The sequence below is a fragment of the Silanimonas sp. genome, assembly GCF_044377035.1.
In the GTDB taxonomy this organism is placed as follows: domain Bacteria; phylum Pseudomonadota; class Gammaproteobacteria; order Xanthomonadales; family Xanthomonadaceae; genus Silanimonas.
Genome location: NZ_JBILJW010000013.1, coordinates 1 through 19,730 on the forward strand (window position 1 = coordinate 1; position 19,730 = coordinate 19,730).

A 19,730-nucleotide genomic window follows, 5' to 3' on the forward strand; every position below is an offset into this window, starting at 1 on the left:
CTTCGAAGTGAACACGCTCGAATCCACCTTGGGCCGCGCCGACATCTACGTGACCACGACCGGCAACAAGGACGTGATCACGCTGGAGCACATGCAGCAGATGAAGGACCAGGCCATCGTTTGCAACATCGGCCACTTCGACAACGAGATCCAGATCGACAAGCTGAACGCGTCGGACGCCGTGCGCCTGAACATCAAGCCGCAGGTGGACAAGTACACGTTCAAGAAGGGCAACGCCATCTACATGCTGGCTGAAGGCCGCCTGGTGAACCTCGGCTGCGCCACCGGCCACCCGAGCTTCGTCATGTCGAACTCGTTCTCGAACCAGACGCTCGCGCAGATCGACCTGTGGGCCAACAAGGCCAGCTACGAGAAGAAGGTGTACATCCTTCCGAAGAAGCTGGACGAGGAAGTGGCCCGCCTGCACCTCGAGAAGATCGGCGTGAAGCTGACCACGCTGACGCCCGAGCAGGCCGCGTACCTCGGCGTCGATGTGGACGGCCCGTACAAGCCCGAGCACTACCGCTACTGATCGCGCGCCGGTTTCTCCGGCCTGCATCGGACGCAACGCGACGGCGCCTTCGGGCGCCGTCGTCGTTTCCGGCTACTGAACTTGCGTCGCGCGGTGAGGCCGCTGGGCGTGCTGTTGCACTGACCCGGTCTGTACTGGCCAGCAGGTCAGATCGCCGCTGCGGGGACGGCACCGCGTTTGATCGCGGCAACGAGTGCCGAATGGTCACGTTCGGTCTGGTCGGCGTAGGCCTCGGCGAAGTCGGCGATCGACTCGGCGAACCGTTCGGAGTCGCCGATGTAGCCGTGGATGGTCACCGAGTCGCCAGTGCGTGCGTGGGCTCGTGCGAGCGCCCAACCGCAGAACGACGTGTAGGTGCCGAACGCCGAGGGGCGTAGGGCGGTGACGTCGATCGAGCCCTTGGCATCCCACAGCTGGCGCAGGTAATAGTGGTGACCCGACGTCTGGTCGGTGCCCCATCCGAGCATCACGTCGCTGGCGGCCTGCAGCATCCGCTGGCCCTCCACCACGCGGCGCCCCTGGTGCACGACGGGGGGCGCTCCCGATCCAGTAAGCGCCTGCTCGATCACCGAGCGGTTCGCCTCCTTGATCTGCAGGAACAGCGGCCCGCCGTTCGGCCCCTGGAACAGGGTCATCCAGCTGCGCGTGCCCACGCTGCCGACACCGACGACCTTGCGGGCGAAGTCGACGAAACGGTAGCGGTCGAACAGCGCACGCCGATCGGCAGCGAGCGTGTCGCGGTACTCGTGCAGCAAAAGTTCGAGTCGGCGCTGCACCTCGACCAAGTCACCAACATGCTGCACGACGGGCGGGTCGTCGACGATCCGCCAACGACCGTCGACTTCGTTCGTCAGCTTGGCGAGCGCCTTCACGTGGTTCTTCATCTCGGCCTTCGCGAGGTGCTGCTCGGTGCTGCGCCGCATGGCTGCTGCTCGGCCGGTGGCCAGCAGCTCCCGCACGTCGATGCGCGAGTACCAGACCTCGAGGTGCGTCATCTCGGCATAGCGCTCCATCGCGTCGCGATAGGCGGAGACGGCCCTGAGCACCGATCGACGGTTTGCGATCCGGTCGAAACCGTTGAACCGTCCGGCCACCACGATGCTCGCCGCGAGTCGCTTCACGTCCCACTCGAACGGGCCCGGCCAGGTTTCGTCGAAGTCGTTGAGGTCGAACATCAGACGCCGTTCGGGACTGGCGAAGATGCCGAAGTTCAGAAGGTGGGCGTCACCACACAGGCGGACCTCGAGCGAGGTGTGCGGCACGGCGGCGAGATCGTGCGCCATCACCAGCGCTGAGCCGCGCAGGAAGGCAAACGGTGAGGCAGCCATCCGACCGAACCGCAGCGGTACCAGTTCAGGCACGCGGCTCGCGCACTGCTGCACGAGCAGGTCGACGGGGTCGGCCCGATCGGTGCGGGGTGCCCAGTCACCGTGTGCCGAACGCGACACCGCCTTGCGCATCGACCTGCCCTTGAGGCGACGTTCCTCCGGCGTCGGCAGGTGGTCGTGGAACGAGGTCAGCACCGTGGGTGTCGAGGTGCCGGCCGAGCGCCCGTTCGTGGTCACGGGTGTCGATGCAGGCTCGGGCGCGGCCGCCAGAGATGGTTCGGCGACGGCCGCTGCAGCCGTTCGCTTGGTTGCTCGACCAGTGGCCCGCTTCGTCACCTGCTTGGTCACCTGCGTGGGGGTATGGGAAGCTCAAACGCGCTTTCCGGGCAGTCTGCCGGGGAGGCTTCAGGCGCACAAGCGCCGGCTTGGGCGCTCCGTGGTAGTGAATGCAGGTGTTCACGTCGATGCCGAATACGCGCTCGAGGCGTTGGAACGACCGCTACTGATGGCTCGCGGGCCGCGAGCCCGCGCGCACTCGCAGCACCCAACGGTGCCTTCGGGCGCCGTCGTTTTTTCCGGCCTCCGCGCTTACTGGATCGCGACGACGCGGTTCCGGCCGCCCGCCTTCGCCTTGTAGAGCGCGGCATCCACTTCGCGGTACAGCGCGTCACCGTCGCGATGCTTCTTCGGGTCGAGGGCGCCGATGCCGATGCTGGCGGTCACGTTGAAATCGCTGCCGTCGGGCAGCGAGAAGCGCAGGGCGTTGATGCGGCGGCGCAGGTCTTCCGCCACGGCGAGCGCCTGCGTGGCGTCAATGTCGCGCAGCACCGCACCGAATTCTTCGCCGCCCAAGCGCGCCGGTATGCCGCGGACGGCCTCCACGGCGCCTCGCAGTGCCTCGGCGACGCCGATGATCACGCGGTCGCCGGCCACGTGGCCGAAACGGTCGTTCACCTGCTTGAAGCGGTCGACGTCGAGCACCAGCAGCACCACGCCGGCTTCGCGGCTGGCGGTGGCGGCATCGAAGACAGTCTGAAAATGGCCGCGATTGGCGAGGCCGCTCAGTGCATCGACGCGACTGAGGCGGACGTAGCGGTCGCGCTCGGTGCGCAGCTCGATCTCGAGGTCGAGTTTGGCTTCGTACTCGCGATTCGATCGGACGATCACGGCGACGAGGAAGAGCAGGTTCACCGCCATCATCAGCAGCAGGCCGTTGTACCCGCCCTCGAGGGCGATCGCCGTCATGGTGGGCAGCATCATCAGCGCGACGCCCGTGAAGGCCTGGGCGCGACGCACCGCGTACAGCTGCGAATAGGCGGTCGCGAGCGAGACCACGCCGATCGCCGTGATCATCCTTGAGGCGGCGAAGGCCGGGTCGATCCACGCCCAGCAGCACAGGGCGCCCCAGAGGCCGGCCATGCTCAATAGCAGCGCCCAAAGGCGATGCTGCACGCGGTCGGCGGCCTCGGTATCGGGCAGCGTCGGACTCGGCAGGAAGCGCAGCGCGCCCAGCAGGCCAAGGGCGAGCCCGCCCGCCAGCACCCAGGGCAGCCGCAGGGTGAGCGCTTCGCTGTACAGGACGATCAGCGTCCACGAGAACACGTAGAACACGCCCCCGAGGAGGGAGCGCTCGCGCAGGTCGGCCACGCGCTGGCGCGCCGAGGCGAGCGTCGCCGCCCGCCGAAGTGCGGTGATCGTGGTCATGCGGGGGGGATTCATCGGGGAATTATCCGGCCTTTGCGGCCACCCGTCCCCAGACGACGTGCACCAAGGGCGCGCCGACACAGGAATTTCCAGACATCCTTTCATCGCGACAAAGAGATACACTTCTTGCCGACCCCGAACACCGCCCAGGACCGCCCGCCCGATGGCCGTTTCCTTCGAATTCTTCCCGCCCAAGACCGACGAACAGCGCCTTCAGCTCGACCGAACGGTCGAGAAGCTCAAGGCGTTCTCGCCGCGTTTCGTGTCCGTGACCTTCGGCGCGGGCGGCTCGACGCTGAGCTACACGCCCGAGACGATCCGCCACCTGCGCGAGCACCACGGCCTCGACGCCGCCCCGCACCTGTCCTGCGTCGGCGGCACGCGCGCTGAGATCATCGAGCTGCTGCGGCGCTACCAGGCCATGGGCTGCACGCGTCTCGTCGCGCTGCGCGGCGACCTGCCCTCGGGCATGGGGTCGCTCGGCGAGTTGCGCTATGCCGAAGATCTCGTGCGCCTGATCCGCGCCGAATTCGGCGAGGCCTTCCACATCGAAGTGGGCGCCTACCCGGAAGTGCACCCGCAGGCCGACGACGCGCTCGCCGACCTCAAGCACTTCGCCAGCAAGATGGCCGCCGGCGCCGACAGCGCGATCACCCAGTACTTCTACAACGCCGACGCCTATTTCCGCTTCGTCGACGCTGCGCGCTCAGCCGGGGTCACCCAGCCGATCCTGCCGGGGATCATGCCGATCTCGAACTACACGCAGCTCAAGCGCTTCTCCGAAGGCTGCGGCGCAGAGATCCCGCGCTGGTTCGGCAAGCGCCTCGCCGCCTTCGGCGACGACGTCGAAGGCCTGCGCAGCTACGCCGCGGACGTGGTGGCCGAGCTCTGCCGTCGCCTGCTGGCCGGCGGCGCACCCGAGCTGCACTTCTACACGCTGAACCTCGCAAAGCCGACGCTGGCCGTGCTGGAGCGCCTGCGCTAGCGTTCACGGGCCATGCCCGCCGCGCGCGCCCCGCTCCTCGCCAGCCTCCTGCTGCTCGCCCTCGGGCCCGACCCCACGCGGGCGCAGGCCGATCCCGGCGCGTTGAACCGCTGCGTCGACGCCGAGGGCAACGCCGTCTACACCGATCGCGCCTGCGAGGCGCTCGACGCCCGCCCGGCGCGCACGGCTCCGCCCAACCCCGACACCCTGCCCGCCGATGCGCCGGTGGCACGTGACTGCGCGCGCACCCCGGCGGCCCTGGTCATCGCCGTCGAAGAGGCGCTCGCCGCGGCCGACGGCAACCGGCTCGCCGCGCTCTACGACTGGCGAGGCCGCTCCGACGCCGCCGCGAACGTGGTGATGCCGCGCCTCGAAGCCATTGCGGCCTCGCGCTTCATCGAGGCCAGCACCGCCCACAGCGCCGAAGGCAGCGACGACGCCGAACTCGCGGCGGAAGCGGCGGAAGCACCGCCCGACCGGCTGCGCATCGTGCATTCGCCCGACGGCCTTGGCACCGGCGAAACCGCGGAATTCCGGCTGGTGCGCGCCGCGGGCTGCTGGTGGTTCGCCGACTGAGCCGGGCCTCGGAGCCACCCCCGCTACAATGTGGGTCCGATTCGCCCCGATGCGACTCGTTCCCTCTCCACTTTCCCGTTTCCCGAGGTCTCCGCGATGAGCCAGCAGTACCCGCCCTTCATCTGGCAGAACGGCGCCATCAAGCCCTGGGCCGAAGCCACCGTCCACGTGATGGCGCACGGCCTGCACTACGGCTCGTCGGTGTTCGAAGGCATCCGCAGCTACGCCACGCCGAACGGCCAGGCGATCTTCCGCCTCACCGAGCACCTGCAGCGCCTGTACGCCTCGGCGAAGATCTACGACATGCCGATGCCCTACGACGTGCCGACGCTGGCCCAAGCCTGCCGCGACGTCATCAAGGCGAACGGCCTCGAGAAGGCCTATCTGCGCCCGATCGCCTACCGCGGCCTCGGCGGCTTCGGCCTGTCGGCCGACACGCCCACCGACATGGCGATCGCTGCATGGCACATGGGCCCGTATCTCGGTGCCGACGTGCTCGAAGCGGGCATCGACGCCTGCGTTTCCTCGTGGCAGCGCTTCGCGCCGAACACCATCCCCGCGGGCGCCAAGGCCGGCGGCAACTACCTGTCGGGCCAGCTGATCGCACGCGAAGCCCGCCGCCTCGGCTTCGGCGAAGGCATCGCCCTGGCTTCGACGGGCCTGCTCAGCGAGGGCGCTGGCGAGAACCTCTTCCTCGTGATGAACGGCGAACTGCACACCACGCCGGTGTCGGCGGCGCTGCTCAACGGCATCACCCGCAATACGCTGATCACGCTGGCGCAGGACGCCGGCATGAAGGTCGTCGAGCGCGACATCCCGCGCGAGTACCTGTACCTCTGCGACGAGCTCTTCATGTGCGGCACGGCCGCCGAAGTGACGCCGATCCGCAGCGTCGATGGCCGCCAGGTCGGCACCGGCAAGCCCGGCCCGGTGACGCGCCGCATCCAGGACCTGTTCTTCGGCCTGTTCGACGGCCGCACCAAGGACACCCGCGGCTGGCTCGAGTACGTCTGATCCCTGCGGCACGGCGCGCCCCTCGCGGGCGCGCTGGACTCAGCCTTCGCTCTGGCCGTAGACGAGAGTCGCCACCGCACCGCCTTCGGGCCGCGGCGCGACGCCCACGTCCCAGCCGTACAGGTCGCACAGGCGGCTGACGATGGACAGGCCGATGCCGCCGCCGCTGGTGCCCCCCGCACTGCTACCGCGGTAGCCGCGTTCGAACAGGCGGGCGGCATCTTCCGCGGAGAGTCCCGGGCCGGTGTCGAACACCCGCACCTGCTCCGCCGACACCTCGATCCGCACTTCGCCCTGCTGCGTGTACTTGCAGGCGTTGCCGACCAGGTTGCCGAGGGCCACCGCCAGCACGGCTTCCGGCGCATCGACGTAAACGTCTTCCAATCCCTCCACGCGGATCTCGACCGGCTTGCCGGTGAGCTGCGCCCGATTGGCTTCTGCGAGCTGGCCCGCGAGCTTGCGCACGTCGGTGTGGCCACGGCCGCGCTCGTTGCGCGACAGCATCAGCAGGGCGACCGTGAGGTCGGTGCACTGCTGCGCCGCGCGATCGATGCGCTGCAAGCGCGTGCGCGTCTTCTCGTCGAGCTCGGGCTTGGCGAGGAGCAGTTCCGCCGCGCCGCGGATCACCGCCAGCGGCGTGCGCAGCTCGTGGCTGACGTCGGCGTTGAATTCGCGATCGCGGCGGTTCGATTGGCTCAGGCGGTCGGCGTAGTCATCGAAGGCCGCGGCGAGCTGGCCCACTTCGTCATCGGCGAAGCGCTCGGCGAGGCGCTTGCGATCACGGCTGTCGCGCAGGTCGCCGATGCGCCGCGCCAGTTCCGAGACCGGCTTCATCACCCGGCGCGACGACCACAGGCCGAGCACCAGCGAGAGGAAGGAGAACACCAGCACCGCGCCGATGAGGGCATAGGCGAGCTGGCGCTGGCTCAAGGCCTCCTGCTGGTAGCTGTAGCGCATGAAGGCGACGAACTCGCCGTCGCGCTGCACGGCCAGCTTGTAGTGGCGCTCGCCGCCTCGTGGCGTCGGCTCGACGAGGCTGTGCACACCGTCCGGCAGGTTGCGCCAGGCCGGCGGCGTATTCGGGCCATCGGGGCGCCGGTAGTAGATCTCGATCTTGTTGTCCGAGAGCTGGTACTGCGCGTCGGGCTGCGGGTAGTCGCGCTTGAACTGCACGAAGGCGGCGACCTCCTGCGTGAGGAAATCGCCGATCAGCTGGTTCTCGAGGCGCTCGCGCAGGTAGAGCGTGGCGAGCGCGAAGGTGGCCGTCAGCGCGAAGCCGAGCAGGCCGAAGGAAACGATCAGCCGGCTCCGGAGCCGGCGCCGGTAGCGCATTGCCAAGGGCTCAGCCCGCCGCCGCTTCCGGGTCGGCGATGCGATAGCCGATGCCGTGGCGCGTCTGGATCAGCGGCTTGTCGAACGGCTTGTCGATGGCCGCGCGCAGGCCGTGGATATGCACGCGCAGCGAGTCCGAGTCCGGCAGTTCCTCGCCCCAAACGCGGGTCTCGAGGTCCTGGCGCGGCACGACGGCCGGCGAGGCCTCCATCAGCGACTGCAGGATCTTTAGCGCCGTCGGGTTGAGCTGCAGAAGCTTGCCTTGACGACGCACTTCGAGCGTGTCGAGGTTGAATTCGAGGTCGGCCACGTGCAGCACACGGGGCTGCGCGGCCTTGCCGCGGCGCGCGAGCACCTGCAGGCGGGCTTCGACTTCCTGCAACGCGAAGGGCTTGACGAGGTAGTCGTCGGCGCCGGCGTCGAAACCGGTGAGCTTGTGGTCGAGCGAGTCGCGCGCGGTGAGCATCAGCACCGGCGTCTGCTTGCGCGCGTCCTGGCGGAGACGGCGGCAGAGCTCGAGGCCGTCCATGCCCGGCAGATTCAGATCGAGCACCAGCGCGTCGAAGTCGTTGACCACGGCGAGATGCAGACCGGTGACGCCGTCAGCGGCGAAGTCGACGGTGTGGCCGCGATCCTCAAGGTAATCGCCAAGGTTCGAGGCGATGTCGCGGTTGTCTTCGATGACAAGGATGCGCACGGGAATGTCCTACGACGGATGACTACGGAGGAATATCAGCAGTTGACTGAAGAACGGCTGAGTTTGGCGACAGTAGGGACCAAGTTGCAGGCAAAAAGAAAGGCCCGGCCGACACAGGTCATGTGCCGGCACGGGCCAAACAAGCTACTGCCCCGATTACCGTAATCCGCCTCAGGCGCCTGAGCGCTGACGGGAGTGACGGTCACCGACAAGCCTAGGCCCGGCAAGGTTAAGTGTCCGTTAATCCAACGACCACGAAGGGTTAAGTTTTTCGAACTGCTCGCCGCCGGTTCGTTCTCATCGGCACCAGCGACAGCACATGGTCGAGTATGGCCCCGCCGATATCGACCCCGGAGGCCGCCTCGATCCCTTCCAGCCCTGGAGACGAGTTAACCTCCAATAGCAACGGTCCGCGGCGTGATCGCAGCAGATCGACGCCCGCTACGCCCAGTCCAAGGTGCTGGGCGGCCTTCACGGCGACGGTTTCCTCCGCCTCAGTGAGGCGCACTAGGTCCGCCTTGCCGCCGCGGTGCAGGTTGGCCCGGAAGTCCCCCGGGGCGGCGTGGCGCTGCATGGCGGCCACCACCCGATTGCCCACCACGAAGCAGCGCAGGTCGGCGCCCTTCGCCTCGCCGATGAACTCCTGCACAAGGAAGCTCGCGTAGAGGCCGCGGAAGGCTTCGATGACGCTGCGCGACGCCGACTCGTTCTGCGCCAGCACCACGCCGCTGCCCTGCGTGCCTTCATTGAGCTTCACCACGTGCGGCGCCGGGCCGACCATGTCGAGCAGCGCCGACGTGTCGTCGGGACTGTCGCCGAAGGCCGTCACCGGCAGGTCGATGCCCACGGCAGCGAGGGTCTGGTGGCAGCGGAGCTTGTCGCGGGCCCGGAGGATGGCGTCGGCGCTGCTCGGCGTGGCGACGCCCATCAGTTCGAACTGGCGCAGCACGGCCGTGCCATGGAACGTGACCGAATGGCCGATGCGCGGAATGACCGCGTCGAACTTCGGAAGCACGGCGCCCTTGTAGCGCACCTCGAAGGCGCCGGGCGCCACGCGCAGGGCGCAGCGCAGGGGGTCGAGCACGCGCACCGTGCAGCCGCGCTCGCGGGCGGCTTCCACCAGCCGCTGCGTGGAGTACAGCGCGGGATTACGCGACAGGAGGGCGATCTTGGTTGGCATCGGGTTCACCCAGGACGAAGGAGCGCTGCGGGTCGACGAGGAAGCGTCCCGCCATCGCGGTACGGCCGAGCAGCATTGGGAACAGCATGTTCCGCCGCTGCGACAGGTTGATTTCGATCGGCCACGCCTCGCCCGCGAGGTGCAGCGTGGTGCGGATGAAGATGCGTTCGGTGCGGTGGCCACCGGAGTCGGTGACCATCCGGCGATCGAGCACGGGCGCTTCAGCCCATTCGCCGTCGAGGGCCGAATCGAACACGCCATCGCTGCCGAGGTGGAAGCGCACCCATTCGACATCGCCGCGGAAGGCCGTCTCGAGGGCATCGACATGCAGGGCCGAGCTTCGCGCCCCGGTGTCCACCTTCGCGCGGATCGCACGGATACCGAGATCGGGAAGGGCGAGCCATTCGCGCCAGCCGAGCACCACGGAGGTCGCAGGATCGGGCATGGTCAGGTTCGGGGGCGAGGTGGAGCGGGTGATGGGAATCGAACCCACGTTCACAGCTTGGGAAGCTGTTGTCTTACCATTAGACGACACCCGCGACGGTGCCGATTATGGGCACCGCCGTGCTCGTACTGCAACGCAGGCCCATCGATGCAGATCCATCTCAACGGCGAATCCCGCACCGTCGAAGCGGCCCTCACGCTGGCCGCACTGCTTGAGCAGGCCGGTCTGGCCGGCCGCCGCATCGCGGTGGAAGTGAACAGCGCCATCGTCCCTCGCGGTCGCCACGCCGAACACCGGCTCAACGACGGCGACCGCATCGAGATCGTGCACGCCCTCGGCGGCGGTTGACGCGCCATAATGGCGTGATGACGACCCCCGCCCCGCACGCCGCCCGCCGCGACGACCCGTTGGTCATCGCCGGCAAGACCTACCGCTCGCGCCTGCTCACCGGCACGGGCAAGTTCGCCGACCTCGACGAAACCCGCCGCGCCACCGAGGCCGCCGGCGCGGAGATCGTCACCGTGGCCATCCGCCGCACGAACATCGGCCAGAACGCCAACGAGCCGAACTTGCTCGACGCGCTGCCGCCGGACCGCTACACCATCCTGCCGAACACCGCCGGTTGCTACAGCGCCGACGACGCGGTGCGCACCTGCCGCCTCGCGCGCGAGCTGCTCGACGGCCACAAGCTCGTCAAGCTCGAGGTGCTGGGCGACCCGAAGACGCTCTACCCGCACATGCCGGAGACGCTGAAGGCCGCCGAAATCCTCGTCGCCGACGGCTTCGACGTGATGGTCTATTGCACGGACGATCCGATCCAGGCGAAGTGCCTCGAAGAGATCGGCTGCGTCGCCGTGATGCCGCTCGCCGCGCCGATCGGCTCGGGCCTCGGCATCCAGAACAAGTGGAGCCTGCTCGAGATCGTCGACAACGCGAAGGTACCGATCCTCGTCGATGCCGGCGTGGGCACAGCTTCGGATGCAGCCGTGGCGATGGAGCTGGGTTGCGACGGCGTGCTGATGAATACCGCCATCGCCGGCGCGAAGGATCCGGTGCTGATGGCCTCGGCGATGCGCAAGGCCGTCGAAGCGGGCCGCGAGGCTTTCCTCGCCGGCCGCATCCCGCGCAAGCGCTACGCCTCGGCCTCCTCGCCCACCGACGGCCTGTTCTTCTGATCGTGGAGCCGAAGACGCTCAAGAAGCCGTTCACCGAAGTGCCGGGGCAGCGCCAGGTGCGCAGCTTCGTGCTGCGCCAAGGCCGGCTCACGCAGGGCCAGGAGCGCGCGCTGGAGGACCAGTGGCCGCGCTTCGGCCTCGACTACGCCAGCGCGGTGCGCGATTTCGACGCCGCCTTCGGCCGCTCGGCGCCGCTGGTGCTGGAGATCGGTTTCGGCAACGGCGAGCAGCTGCTGTTCGCCGCGCAGAACGAGCCGGAGAAGAACCTCGTCGGCCTCGAAGTGCACGCGCCGGGTGTCGGCCGGCTGCTGCAGGGCGCGGCGGAGCTCGGCGTCACCAACCTCAAGGCCTACTGCCACGACGCCGTGGAAGTGCTGCATCACGAGGTCGCCGACGCCAGCGTCGACGAGTTGCGCATCTACTTCCCCGACCCTTGGCACAAGAAGCGCCATCACAAGCGCCGCCTCGTGCAGCCGGAGTTCGTGGCGCTGCTGGCCCGCAAGTTGAAGCCCGGCGGCCTGCTGCACCTGGCGACCGACTGGGAGGACTACGCCCGCCAGATGCTCGAGGTGTGCGGGGCGGAACCGGCGCTGCGCAACCGCGCGGGCGTCGGCGGCACGATCGAGCGGCCGCAATGGCGGCGGCAGACGCACTTCGAGACCCGCGGCCTGAAGCTCGGCCATGGCGTCTGGGACCTGCTCTTCGAGCGCATCGGCTGAGAGCGACGACGCATGGAGAACACCGCCCTCGCCCTGAGCACCGACATGGTCGTCGTGCTGGGCTTGGTCGGATTCACCATGGCCATGTTCATGCTCGAGCGCATCCGCGCCGACGCGACGGCCCTCGTGGTGCTGGTGGCCCTCGGTCTCTTCGGCATCGTGCCGGCGAGCCGCCTGTTCGACGGGTTCTCGGGCAATGCGGTGATCAGCCTGATGGCCACGATGGTGCTCGGCGCGGGCCTCGACCGGACGGGCGTGCTGAATCGCGTGGCGGTCAACCTCTTGCGCTGGTCGAAAGGGATGGAATCCCGCCTGTTGCTGCTGGGTTCGGGCTTCGCGGCCCTGCTCTCGGCTTTCATGCAGAACCCCGCCGTGACCGCGCTGATGCTGCCGGTGGCGTCGCGGCTCTCCGGGCGCACCGGCATCGCGCTGTCGCGGATGCTGCTGCCGATCGCGGCGGCGGTGATCATGGGCGGCACGCTGACGATGGTCGGCAGCTCGCCGCTGATCCTGCTCAACGACCTTCTGGCGTCCGCCAACCGCAACTTGCCGCCGGGCGTCGCCGCACTCGACCCGCTGCCGATGTTCGCGCCCTTGCCGATCGGCCTGCTGCTGGTGGCAACGGCCCTCGCGTACTGGCACTTCGGCGCGAAGCGCTGGCTGCCGGATGACGCACTGAAGGGCGTGGCGCCTGCACGTACCGACAGCTATTTCGCGCAGACCTACGGCATCGCCGGCGAGTTGTACGAGCTGACGCTCACCGCCGACAGCCCGCTGGTGGGCATGTCGGTGGGCGATGCCGAACAGCAGCGCGACGCGCCGCTGTTCCTCGCCCTGGTCACCGGCAACGAGACCCGCCTCGCCCCGCCCGCCGACGAACGCCTTTGGGTGGGCAGCGTCATCGGGGTGATGGGCGACAAGCAGGCCATCCACGACTACGCGCAGAAGAACCTGCTGCGCGTGTCGCCCCGCCTCCGGCATTTCGCTGACCTGTTCAATCCGTCGCGCGCGGGCATCTCCGAGGCGGTGATCCCGCCGACCTCGACCTTCGTGGGCCGCCGCCCCGAGGAACTTCGGCTGCGCAAGCGCGCAGGCATCAGCCTGTTGGCCATCAACCGCGAAAACCAGGTGTGGCGGGAGGACATCCGCCGCATCCCGCTGCGGGCCGGCGACCTGCTGGTGTTCCACAGCGTCTGGACCGACCTGGCCCAGGCCGCGGAGTCGCGGGACTTCATCGTCGTCACCGACTACCCCAAGGCCGAGCAGCGGCCGCACAAGCTGTGGTGGGCCGTGGGCATCTTCGTCACCACGATGCTCTTCGCCTTCAGCACCCTGGTGCCGGTGCCTCTCGCGCTGATGGCGGGCGCAGCCGCGCTGCTGGTGACCGGCGTGCTCGACATGGACGAGGCCTACCAGGCCATCAGCTGGAAGACCGTCTTCCTGATGGCCTGCCTGATCCCACTGGGCTGGGCGATGGATTCGACCGGCGCGGCGAACTGGATCGCGCAGCACACGCTGGCGCGGCTGGGTGACGACACGCCGGTTTGGGCGCTGGAGCTCGCGCTGGGCCTGCTGACGGCGCTGTTCGGCTTGGTCGTGGGCAATGTCGGCGCCACCGTGATCATGGTGCCGATGGCCATCAACCTGGCGCTCGCCGCCAACGGCAACCCGGCCGCCTTCGCCCTCATCGCCGCCTTGTCGGCCTCGAACAACTTCCTTTCCGCGTCCAACCCGGTGCTGGCGATGGTGGCCGGCCCCGCCGGCTACACGGCCCGCGACTACCTGCGCACCGGCCTGCCCCTGATGCTGGCCTACCTGCTGATCACGGTCGGGGCGGTGAACCTGCTCATCCCCGTGCTCTCCTGAAGATAACGACGCGGGCGAACTCCATGGTAGGGTTGTGAAACCGACGTGAAGTCGTCAGGCCGGAGGGCGGCCGTGGTGCGCAAGCTCAGCGATCGATTGCGACGTGCCGAAGTGCTGCTCCTAGGCGGTGGCGCCGCCGCAGCCAGCGTGCTGCTTCTGGCGAACGCCGGGGACGACCTGCGCCACCTCATCGCCGGCCCGACATTGGGCCCTCATGCCGCGATCTATGGGCTGAAGCTGATGCTGATGGAGGCCGCCCTGCTGGCGCCGTTCATCGTCCTCGCCCTGCTCAGCCGCTCGCTGCTGCGCGAAACCACGCGCCATCGCTATCGCTGGGCTGGCATGGGCATCTCCCTGGCCGCCAGCGTCGGCGTCGTGGCCATGCTGGTGTCCGGGCTGATCCCGGTGGAACTGGAAGAAGCGATGGACACCCTGCTCGGCAACGTGGTGCCGGCCCTGGTGTTCCTCAGTGTCTGCGCCCTGCTCTACGGCGGATTGATCTGGCTGGCCCAGCACAGCCGGCTGGAGGCCTTCATGACGCCGCCTGACGCACCGCCCAGCCATTCGCGGAACGACTGACCTCAAGCGGGGCCAGTCGCCCGCCGCGTCCCGGGCCATCGACGCAGGCTCCGTCATCCAGCGAGAACTGGGCCCCGTGGGCGGCACAGACCAGCCGTCCGCCGTGCATCAGGAATTTCCCTGGCGCGTAGTCGAGCCGCCGGCCGGCATGCGGGCAGACGTTGTGCCAGACCTGCAGCGCCTCGCCACGGCGAAGGGCCAACACAGCGAAGCGCTCGTCGCCGATCTCGAGATCGAGTGAGACCAGCACGTCCTCCGGCACCGCGGCCGCCTCGATTAACGCTTCGCTTACGTCCTGCCCCATCCCTGCCTCCATACTCGGCGCCCCGCCCAGTGTCGCATTTCGGACATGCCCGGAATTTTCGCTCGTCTGCACCGCCTCCGTCCCACGCGCCCGCGCAACCCGCTGCTGCGCATCGGCTTCGCCCTGTTGGGCGTGGCCTTCCTTCTGGTCCTGCTGGTGGGCGGCGTCTTCGTCGGCCTCGGCATGCTGGCCTTCCGTGGCGCCCAGCGCCTGATGCGCGCCCGCAAGGCCAAGGTGCCGGGCGACGTGCTCGAAGCCGAGTACCGCGTGGTCGCCCCGCGCGCCGTGCCGCAGGCCCGATGAGGGCCGACCTGTTCCCGGCGCCGCCGGTGCCGCGCGTCCCCTTCGCCGGGCGCGACCAGGACTTCCCCGTCCACCGGATCTACTGCGTCGGTCGCAACTTCGCCGACCACGCCAAGGAAATGGGCGCCCCGGTCGAGCGCGGCACCCCGGTGATCTTCATGAAGCCCGCCGACGCGGTGCACCTGCACCCGCGCCTGCCCTTCCCGTCCGGCACCCGCGACCTGCACCACGAGGTCGAAATGGTGGTGGCCCTGGGCCGCGACGCCCATGGCCCGTTGGCACCCGGCGAAGGCCTCGGCCTCGTCTGCGGCTACGGCGTGGGGCTCGACCTCACGCGCCGCGACCTGCAGGCCATCGCCAAGGACAAGCGCCTGCCCTGGGATGTCTCGAAGGGTTTCGACGCCTCGGCGCCTGTCTCGGCGCTACGCCACGTCGACGACATCGGCCATCCCGCGCCGGACACCGCCCTGTGGCTCGAGATCAACGGCGAACGCCGGCAGGCCTCGACGCTGGGCGAGATGATCTTTGGCGTGGACGATGTGCTGGTGCACCTCTCGACGCTGTTCCGCCTGCGCGCGGGCGACCTCGTCTTCATGGGCACGCCGGCCGGCGTGGCCGCGCTGCAGCCCGGCGACCGCTATCGCGCGGTGCTCGAAGGCATCGCGGACCTGGGCGGCGAAATCGTTTGACCCGCCGCCCCCCGACGTAGCATCAAGCCGCTGCCCCGGCAGCCCCACCTTCACTCCTGCGGAGCATTCGTCATGGGCATGGTGTCCGAGTTCAAGGAATTCGCGATGCGCGGCAACGTCGTCGACCTCGCGGTCGGCGTCGTGATCGGCGGCGCGTTCGGCAAGATCGTCTCCAGCCTCGTCAGCGACGTGATCATGCCGCCCATCGGCTGGCTGATCGGCGGCGTCGATTTCTCCGCACTCAAGTGGGTGCTCGTGGAGCCGATCGCGGCGACCGCCACGGCGCCGGAAATCAAGGAAGTGGCCATCAACTACGGCCTTTTCATCAATTCGGTCGTGCAGTTCACCATCGTCGCCTTTGCGATCTTCATGGTGGTCAAGGCAATCAACCGCCTGCGCGCCCCGGCGCCGGCCCCGGAACCCGCCGGGCCGAGCGACGAAGTGAAGCTGCTGACCGAAATCCGCGATGCGCTGAAGTCGCGTTGACGGCAGAATCGATTCGCCCGATCGACCCTCGACGCCGGCCCCGTGCCGGCGTCGCCTTTTCCGGAGTGCCCATGCGCCAGTCCCTGCTTGCCCGCCGCACGCTGTCCCCGTCGCCCCCGCCGCGCGCCGCACTGCTGCCTTTGGCCTTCGCGCTGTCGCTGGCGCTCGCCGGCACCGTGGCCGCGCAGCAGGCCGACGGCGCGACCGGCCTCGACGCCGACGACCTGCGCACCGCGGAGACGCTGCGCGATGCGGCGCTGGGCGGCAGCCCGGCCTTCGACATCGTCGATGAGCTCACCACCACGATCGGCCCGCGCCTCGCCGGCACCGAGGCCGACCACCGCGGCGTCGCCTGGGCGGAAGCGAAGATGAAGGCGCTGGGCTTCGACAAGGTGTGGCGCCAGCCGGTGAGCTTCCCCTACTGGCTGCGCGGGCACGAATCCGGCGCGATCGTCGGCGCGCATGCGCAGCCGCTCGAAGTGACCACGCTCGGCGGCTCGGTGGGCACGAACGGTGCGCCGCTCGAAGCCGAGGTCGTGGCCTTCCCGGACCTGGCCGCGCTGCAGTCCGCGCCGGACGGCAGCCTCGAGGGCAAGATCGCCTTCGTCGCCTACCGCATGGGCCGCGCTCGCGACGGCTCCGGCTACGGGCCGGCGGTGGGCGCACGCAGCGGGGGCGCGTCGATCGCCGCGCGCAAGGGCGCCTCCGCGCTGCTGATCCGCTCCATCGGCACCAGCTCGCAGCGCTTCGCCCACACCGGGCAGATGCGCTACGCGGAGGACGCGCCGAAGATTCCGGCCGCCGCGCTGTCGAGCCCGGACGCCGACCAGATCAGCCGCCTGATCGCGCGCGGCGAAACCGTGCGCGTGCGCCTCGACCTCGCCGCTGTCACGGCGGGCATCGGCCAGAGCTGGAACGTCATCGGTGACATCACCGGCCGCGAGACGCCCGAGGAGTTCGTCGTCATCGGCGGGCACCTCGATTCCTGGGACCAGGGCACGGGCGCGCTCGACGACGGCGCTGGCGTAGCGATCACCATGGCGGCGGGCGCCGCGATCGCCGCGCTGCCGGAAGCGCCGCGTCGCAGCGTGCGCGTCATCGCTTGGGCTGCGGAAGAGAATGGCCTGCTCGGCGCGCGCGAACACGCGAAGCAGGTCGGTGCCAACTGGCCCCGTTACCAGATTGCGGCGGAAAGCGACTTCGGCGCCGGACGCATCTATGCGCTGCGTTCGAGCACCTCGCCGGAAGCGAAGCCAGTGATCGACGCGATCGGCCGCGTGCTGGCACCGCTCGGCATCGCCACCGAATACGGCGTGGGCGGCCCGGGCCCCGACGTCGGGCCGCTGGTGATGCTCGGCGTGCCGTGGGGGCAGCTGGCACAGGACGGCACGGATTACTTCGACTACCACCACACGCCGGACGACACCCTCGACAAGATCGACCCGAAGGCGCTGGACCAGCAGGTCGCGGCCTATGCGGCCTTCGCCTACCTCGCGGCCGAAACCTCGGTGGATCTCGGCGAAGCGCAGAAGCCGGCGACGCCGCCGGCGGCGGACCCGCGACGGGATGGCGCCGCGCGCTGAACGCGCCGGCAGGGCCGGGCGCGGCGTGATGGCCTAGCGCTCGGCCCTCAGGGCCCAGAGCCCGAACAGGCCGTACTCCGGCGCGAAGCTGCGGATCCATTCCGCCCGCCGGAAGCCCGCCTCGCGAAGCGCGTCGAGCAGGTCCCAACCGAAGTGGTAGAAGCACAGCACGCCGCCGGAGACGGGATCGCCGTGGATCTCCTCCGGCTCGAGGTGTTCGATGCTCCCGTCCTCGCGCAGCCTTGCGCGCACGAGGGTCTGCTGCACCGTCTCGAGGAAAGGCACGGTGAGGACCAGTCGCCCGCCGGGGGCCAGCACGCGCGCGAACTCGCGCAACGCGGCCCGGTAGTCGGGCACGTGCTCCAACACGTCGAAACAACCGATGGCGTCGAATGAGGCATCGGGATCGCGCAAGGCGGTGATGTCGGCCTCGTTGAGCGTGCCCTGCCCACCAAGATCGTTGAACCAGCGCTGCAGCCTCGCCCGTCGCGCCGCGTCGAGGCCGTACTCGCTGCCCTGCGCGTTCGGCACCTGCTGCTGCAACCAGACGAAGCCCGGCGACGCCTGCTCGGTCAGATAGACGCGCGCCGTCGCGAGCGGCAGGCCATCCAGCAGCAAGGACAGGGCCTGCCGCATGCGGGCGTTGTTGCAGCAGCGGCTACAGGCCAGGCCTTCGCGCACGTCGAAGCTCGCGGCATCGCCGGGCCGACCAAAGACGACCCGTTCCGCGCACAGCGGGCACAGGCCCGAGAGGCCCTCCTCGCCCAGCGCGTTCGGCAATTGCACGCCCATCTGCCACTGCGCTTTCAAGCGCTCATGGCCAACGCCGTCGCGCAGCGCGAGGAAGTCGGCACGGCGCGACCAGCATTCCCCCGGCACGCGGACATCGCCGGCGTCGACCCGACGCGGCAGCGGGGATCGCGCAGCGCGGCGGGAGAGGAAACGCGGCAGGCGCATCAGCGCAGCAGCGGCGTGTCGAGCACGCGCGAGGGACGGCCCATCACGTCCTCGACGGCGGCGGCGAGGTCTTCGCGCGACACCTCGCGGACGTCGACGAGCTGGTGCATGACATCGTCGAGTGACTTGTCGTCGTTCGTAGCGCGGCGGATCTCGCGGTCGAGCTCGCGGAACAGGCCGACGGCGCGTGCGGTCTGCGGGCCCCAGCTGCGCGCACCGGTCAGCGTGCGGACGTTGCGGCCGTGGTTCTGCATCCACTCGAAGGCGCGGTCGCGGCGCTGGTCGCTTAGGAGGCCCGCGCGATTGAGCAGGGTGATCGAGTAGAACTCGGCGCTGCCTTCGGCGATCCAGTCGTCCCCCTCGACGCCGCGGATGCGGGTGACGAGGTGCACCAGTTCGTGCACGAGGGTGGACGTCCCGTTCTCGCTGATCAGCGGCCGGTCGGCATGCAGGTAGAGCGAACGCGGGCCGGAAAGACCGCCACGCCACATCGGATCGCCGGCGCTGACGATCAGGATCTTCGACGGCAGGTCGCCGAAGGCAGCGCGCATCTCCGGCGCGACGAGGTTGAGGAAGGCCAGCGCGTCGTTGCGGCGCACCGGGTCGCCCACCGGGCCGGCGATGCTCACCTCCATGCCGTCGATGAACTCGCGTCGCGTGCCAACGGAGCCGGCGATCATCCAGCCCACCGGACGGTCGAAGCGGCGCTCCGCATTCACGACCACGAAGCCCTTGCGGTCGCGCGTGTGCACGAAGGGCGTGTCGACATTGGTCCAGCCCGGAGGCAGGTCGAAGAACAGACGCGCCGAGGAATCGGAACCGGCCGTGGTTCGCACCGAAATCGAGGGGACGAGGTCGTCGCCGCGGACGATGACCCAGTCGCGCGTCATGCGGGCGTCATGGCCCCCGCCGCGGCGCTGGTGGTCCACCTTGTAGCGCCAGCGCAGCGTCGAGGCACGGCGCGGATCGGGCACCCAGGTCCAGCGGTCGCCGGTGTTCCTCAGGGTGCCGCCCTGCGCGCGCACCTGCGAGTAGCGCGACGGGTCGAAGCGCACTTCGAGGTGGGTGGCGCGGCCGCTGCCCGGCGTGTGCGTCATCGCGACATCGGCCACGCCCTGCGCCGGCACGAAGGCCACCCGGTAGTCGATGTCGTAACGCGTGCGCTCGGCGGCGTGGAGGGACGACGCGAGCAGCAGGCACAGCAGGACGAGGCGGATCAGGGCGGTCATGGGTGCGGGGCCAAGGCCGTGGAGGCGAACGGCCCGCAGTATGCCCA

The 19,730-nt window shown here is 69.3% G+C and carries 22 protein-coding genes and 1 tRNA gene; 13 read left to right on the forward strand and 10 right to left on the reverse strand.

Features of this window, described 5'->3' with window-relative positions; translation table 11 throughout:
* On the forward strand, positions 1-532 hold a 532-nt coding region (locus ACIQ6S_RS08680; RefSeq protein ID WP_397608013.1), incomplete at its 5' end, for an adenosylhomocysteinase.
* 146 nt (positions 533-678) lie between these two features.
* On the opposite strand, the gene ACIQ6S_RS08685 is transcribed toward ACIQ6S_RS08680, so the two are convergent.
* Positions 679-2,097, reverse strand: a complete 1,419-nt coding sequence (locus ACIQ6S_RS08685) for a DUF2252 domain-containing protein (protein WP_397608014.1) — start codon at positions 2,095-2,097, stop codon at positions 679-681.
* Between the two features lie 351 nt (positions 2,098-2,448).
* Positions 2,449-3,564, reverse strand: a complete 1,116-nt coding sequence (locus ACIQ6S_RS08690; protein WP_397608015.1) for a diguanylate cyclase domain-containing protein — start codon at positions 3,562-3,564, stop codon at positions 2,449-2,451.
* Between the two features lie 163 nt (positions 3,565-3,727).
* Between ACIQ6S_RS08690 and metF the strand changes: the two genes are divergently transcribed.
* From metF to ACIQ6S_RS08705, 3 genes are all read left to right on the forward strand, one after another.
* Positions 3,728-4,549, forward strand: coding sequence for a methylenetetrahydrofolate reductase [NAD(P)H] (gene metF / locus ACIQ6S_RS08695; RefSeq protein ID WP_297867521.1), 822 nt, complete (start codon positions 3,728-3,730; stop codon positions 4,547-4,549).
* 12 nt (positions 4,550-4,561) lie between these two features.
* The gene (locus tag ACIQ6S_RS08700) at positions 4,562-5,125 is read left to right on the forward strand and encodes a hypothetical protein (RefSeq protein WP_297875655.1); all 564 of its coding nucleotides are present in this window, start codon (positions 4,562-4,564) and stop codon (positions 5,123-5,125) included.
* A 96-nt stretch (positions 5,126-5,221) separates the two neighbouring features.
* Positions 5,222-6,139, forward strand: a complete 918-nt coding sequence (locus ACIQ6S_RS08705; protein ID WP_397608016.1) for a branched-chain amino acid transaminase — start codon at positions 5,222-5,224, stop codon at positions 6,137-6,139.
* A 39-nt stretch (positions 6,140-6,178) separates the two neighbouring features.
* Here ACIQ6S_RS08705 and ACIQ6S_RS08710 read toward each other — a convergent pair whose 3' ends face one another.
* The 5 genes from ACIQ6S_RS08710 to ACIQ6S_RS08730 all read right to left on the reverse strand — a co-directional run bounded on the left by ACIQ6S_RS08710 (position 6,179) and on the right by ACIQ6S_RS08730 (position 9,887).
* Positions 6,179-7,471 (reverse strand): sensor histidine kinase, encoded by a 1,293-nt coding sequence (locus ACIQ6S_RS08710; protein ID WP_397608017.1) that lies wholly within the window; start codon positions 7,469-7,471, stop codon positions 6,179-6,181.
* Positions 7,472-7,481: 10 nt separating this feature from the next.
* Positions 7,482-8,168 (reverse strand): response regulator transcription factor, encoded by a 687-nt coding sequence (locus ACIQ6S_RS08715; RefSeq protein ID WP_397608018.1) that lies wholly within the window; start codon positions 8,166-8,168, stop codon positions 7,482-7,484.
* A gap of 262 nt (positions 8,169-8,430) precedes the next feature.
* Positions 8,431-9,348 carry a 30S ribosomal protein S6--L-glutamate ligase gene (rimK, locus tag ACIQ6S_RS08720; protein WP_397608019.1) on the reverse strand — a complete coding sequence of 306 codons (918 nt, stop codon included), beginning with the start codon at positions 9,346-9,348 and terminating at the stop codon, positions 8,431-8,433.
* The gene (locus ACIQ6S_RS08725; RefSeq protein ID WP_397608020.1) at positions 9,317-9,793 is read right to left on the reverse strand and encodes an ATP-dependent zinc protease; all 477 of its coding nucleotides are present in this window, start codon (positions 9,791-9,793) and stop codon (positions 9,317-9,319) included. The genes rimK and ACIQ6S_RS08725 overlap by 32 nt, the downstream gene beginning before the upstream one ends.
* 20 nt (positions 9,794-9,813) lie before the next feature.
* A tRNA-Gly gene (locus ACIQ6S_RS08730) sits at positions 9,814-9,887 on the reverse strand.
* A gap of 53 nt (positions 9,888-9,940) precedes the next feature.
* Here ACIQ6S_RS08730 and thiS point away from each other — a divergent pair.
* The 5 genes from thiS to ACIQ6S_RS08755 all read left to right on the forward strand — a co-directional run bounded on the left by thiS (position 9,941) and on the right by ACIQ6S_RS08755 (position 14,132).
* Complete coding sequence (thiS, locus tag ACIQ6S_RS08735; protein ID WP_397608021.1) at positions 9,941-10,141, forward strand: sulfur carrier protein ThiS; 201 nt, start codon at positions 9,941-9,943, stop codon at positions 10,139-10,141.
* 17 nt (positions 10,142-10,158) lie between these two features.
* Positions 10,159-10,968 carry a thiazole synthase gene (locus tag ACIQ6S_RS08740; protein WP_397608022.1) on the forward strand — a complete coding sequence of 270 codons (810 nt, stop codon included), beginning with the start codon at positions 10,159-10,161 and terminating at the stop codon, positions 10,966-10,968.
* A gap of 2 nt (positions 10,969-10,970) precedes the next feature.
* Positions 10,971-11,687 carry a tRNA (guanosine(46)-N7)-methyltransferase TrmB gene (gene trmB / locus ACIQ6S_RS08745; RefSeq protein WP_397608023.1) on the forward strand — a complete coding sequence of 239 codons (717 nt, stop codon included), beginning with the start codon at positions 10,971-10,973 and terminating at the stop codon, positions 11,685-11,687.
* Between the two features lie 12 nt (positions 11,688-11,699).
* Positions 11,700-13,553, forward strand: a complete 1,854-nt coding sequence (locus tag ACIQ6S_RS08750) for an SLC13 family permease (protein ID WP_397608024.1) — start codon at positions 11,700-11,702, stop codon at positions 13,551-13,553.
* Positions 13,554-13,625: 72 nt separating this feature from the next.
* The gene (locus ACIQ6S_RS08755; protein WP_397608025.1) at positions 13,626-14,132 is read left to right on the forward strand and encodes a hypothetical protein; all 507 of its coding nucleotides are present in this window, start codon (positions 13,626-13,628) and stop codon (positions 14,130-14,132) included.
* Here the strand turns inward: ACIQ6S_RS08755 and ACIQ6S_RS08760 are convergent.
* Complete coding sequence (locus ACIQ6S_RS08760; protein WP_397608026.1) at positions 14,086-14,436, reverse strand: Rieske (2Fe-2S) protein; 351 nt, start codon at positions 14,434-14,436, stop codon at positions 14,086-14,088. The genes ACIQ6S_RS08755 and ACIQ6S_RS08760 overlap by 47 nt on opposite strands.
* 45 nt (positions 14,437-14,481) lie before the next feature.
* On the opposite strand from ACIQ6S_RS08760, the gene ACIQ6S_RS08765 reads away from it, so the two are divergent.
* The 4 genes from ACIQ6S_RS08765 to ACIQ6S_RS08780 all read left to right on the forward strand — a co-directional run bounded on the left by ACIQ6S_RS08765 (position 14,482) and on the right by ACIQ6S_RS08780 (position 17,497).
* A complete protein-coding gene (locus ACIQ6S_RS08765; protein WP_397572322.1) occupies positions 14,482-14,739 on the forward strand; it encodes a hypothetical protein in 258 nt (85 codons plus the stop codon).
* A complete protein-coding gene (locus ACIQ6S_RS08770; protein WP_397608027.1) occupies positions 14,736-15,428 on the forward strand; it encodes a fumarylacetoacetate hydrolase family protein in 693 nt (230 codons plus the stop codon). Before ACIQ6S_RS08765 ends, ACIQ6S_RS08770 begins: the two co-directional genes overlap by 4 nt.
* A gap of 72 nt (positions 15,429-15,500) precedes the next feature.
* Positions 15,501-15,914 (forward strand): large-conductance mechanosensitive channel protein MscL, encoded by a 414-nt coding sequence (gene mscL / locus ACIQ6S_RS08775; RefSeq protein ID WP_297867506.1) that lies wholly within the window; start codon positions 15,501-15,503, stop codon positions 15,912-15,914.
* Positions 15,915-15,985: 71 nt separating this feature from the next.
* Positions 15,986-17,497 (forward strand): M20/M25/M40 family metallo-hydrolase, encoded by a 1,512-nt coding sequence (locus ACIQ6S_RS08780; protein ID WP_397608028.1) that lies wholly within the window; start codon positions 15,986-15,988, stop codon positions 17,495-17,497.
* Between the two features lie 33 nt (positions 17,498-17,530).
* Here the strand turns inward: ACIQ6S_RS08780 and ACIQ6S_RS08785 are convergent, their stop codons facing one another.
* Together ACIQ6S_RS08785 and ACIQ6S_RS08790 are read right to left on the reverse strand one after the other, a co-directional pair.
* On the reverse strand, positions 17,531-18,454 hold the full coding sequence (locus ACIQ6S_RS08785; RefSeq protein WP_397608029.1) for a class I SAM-dependent methyltransferase: 924 nt from the start codon (positions 18,452-18,454) through the stop codon (positions 17,531-17,533).
* On the reverse strand, positions 18,454-19,683 hold the full coding sequence (locus ACIQ6S_RS08790; protein ID WP_397608030.1) for a hypothetical protein: 1,230 nt from the start codon (positions 19,681-19,683) through the stop codon (positions 18,454-18,456). The genes ACIQ6S_RS08785 and ACIQ6S_RS08790 overlap by 1 nt, the downstream gene beginning before the upstream one ends.
* Between the last annotated feature and the right edge of the window lie 47 nt (positions 19,684-19,730).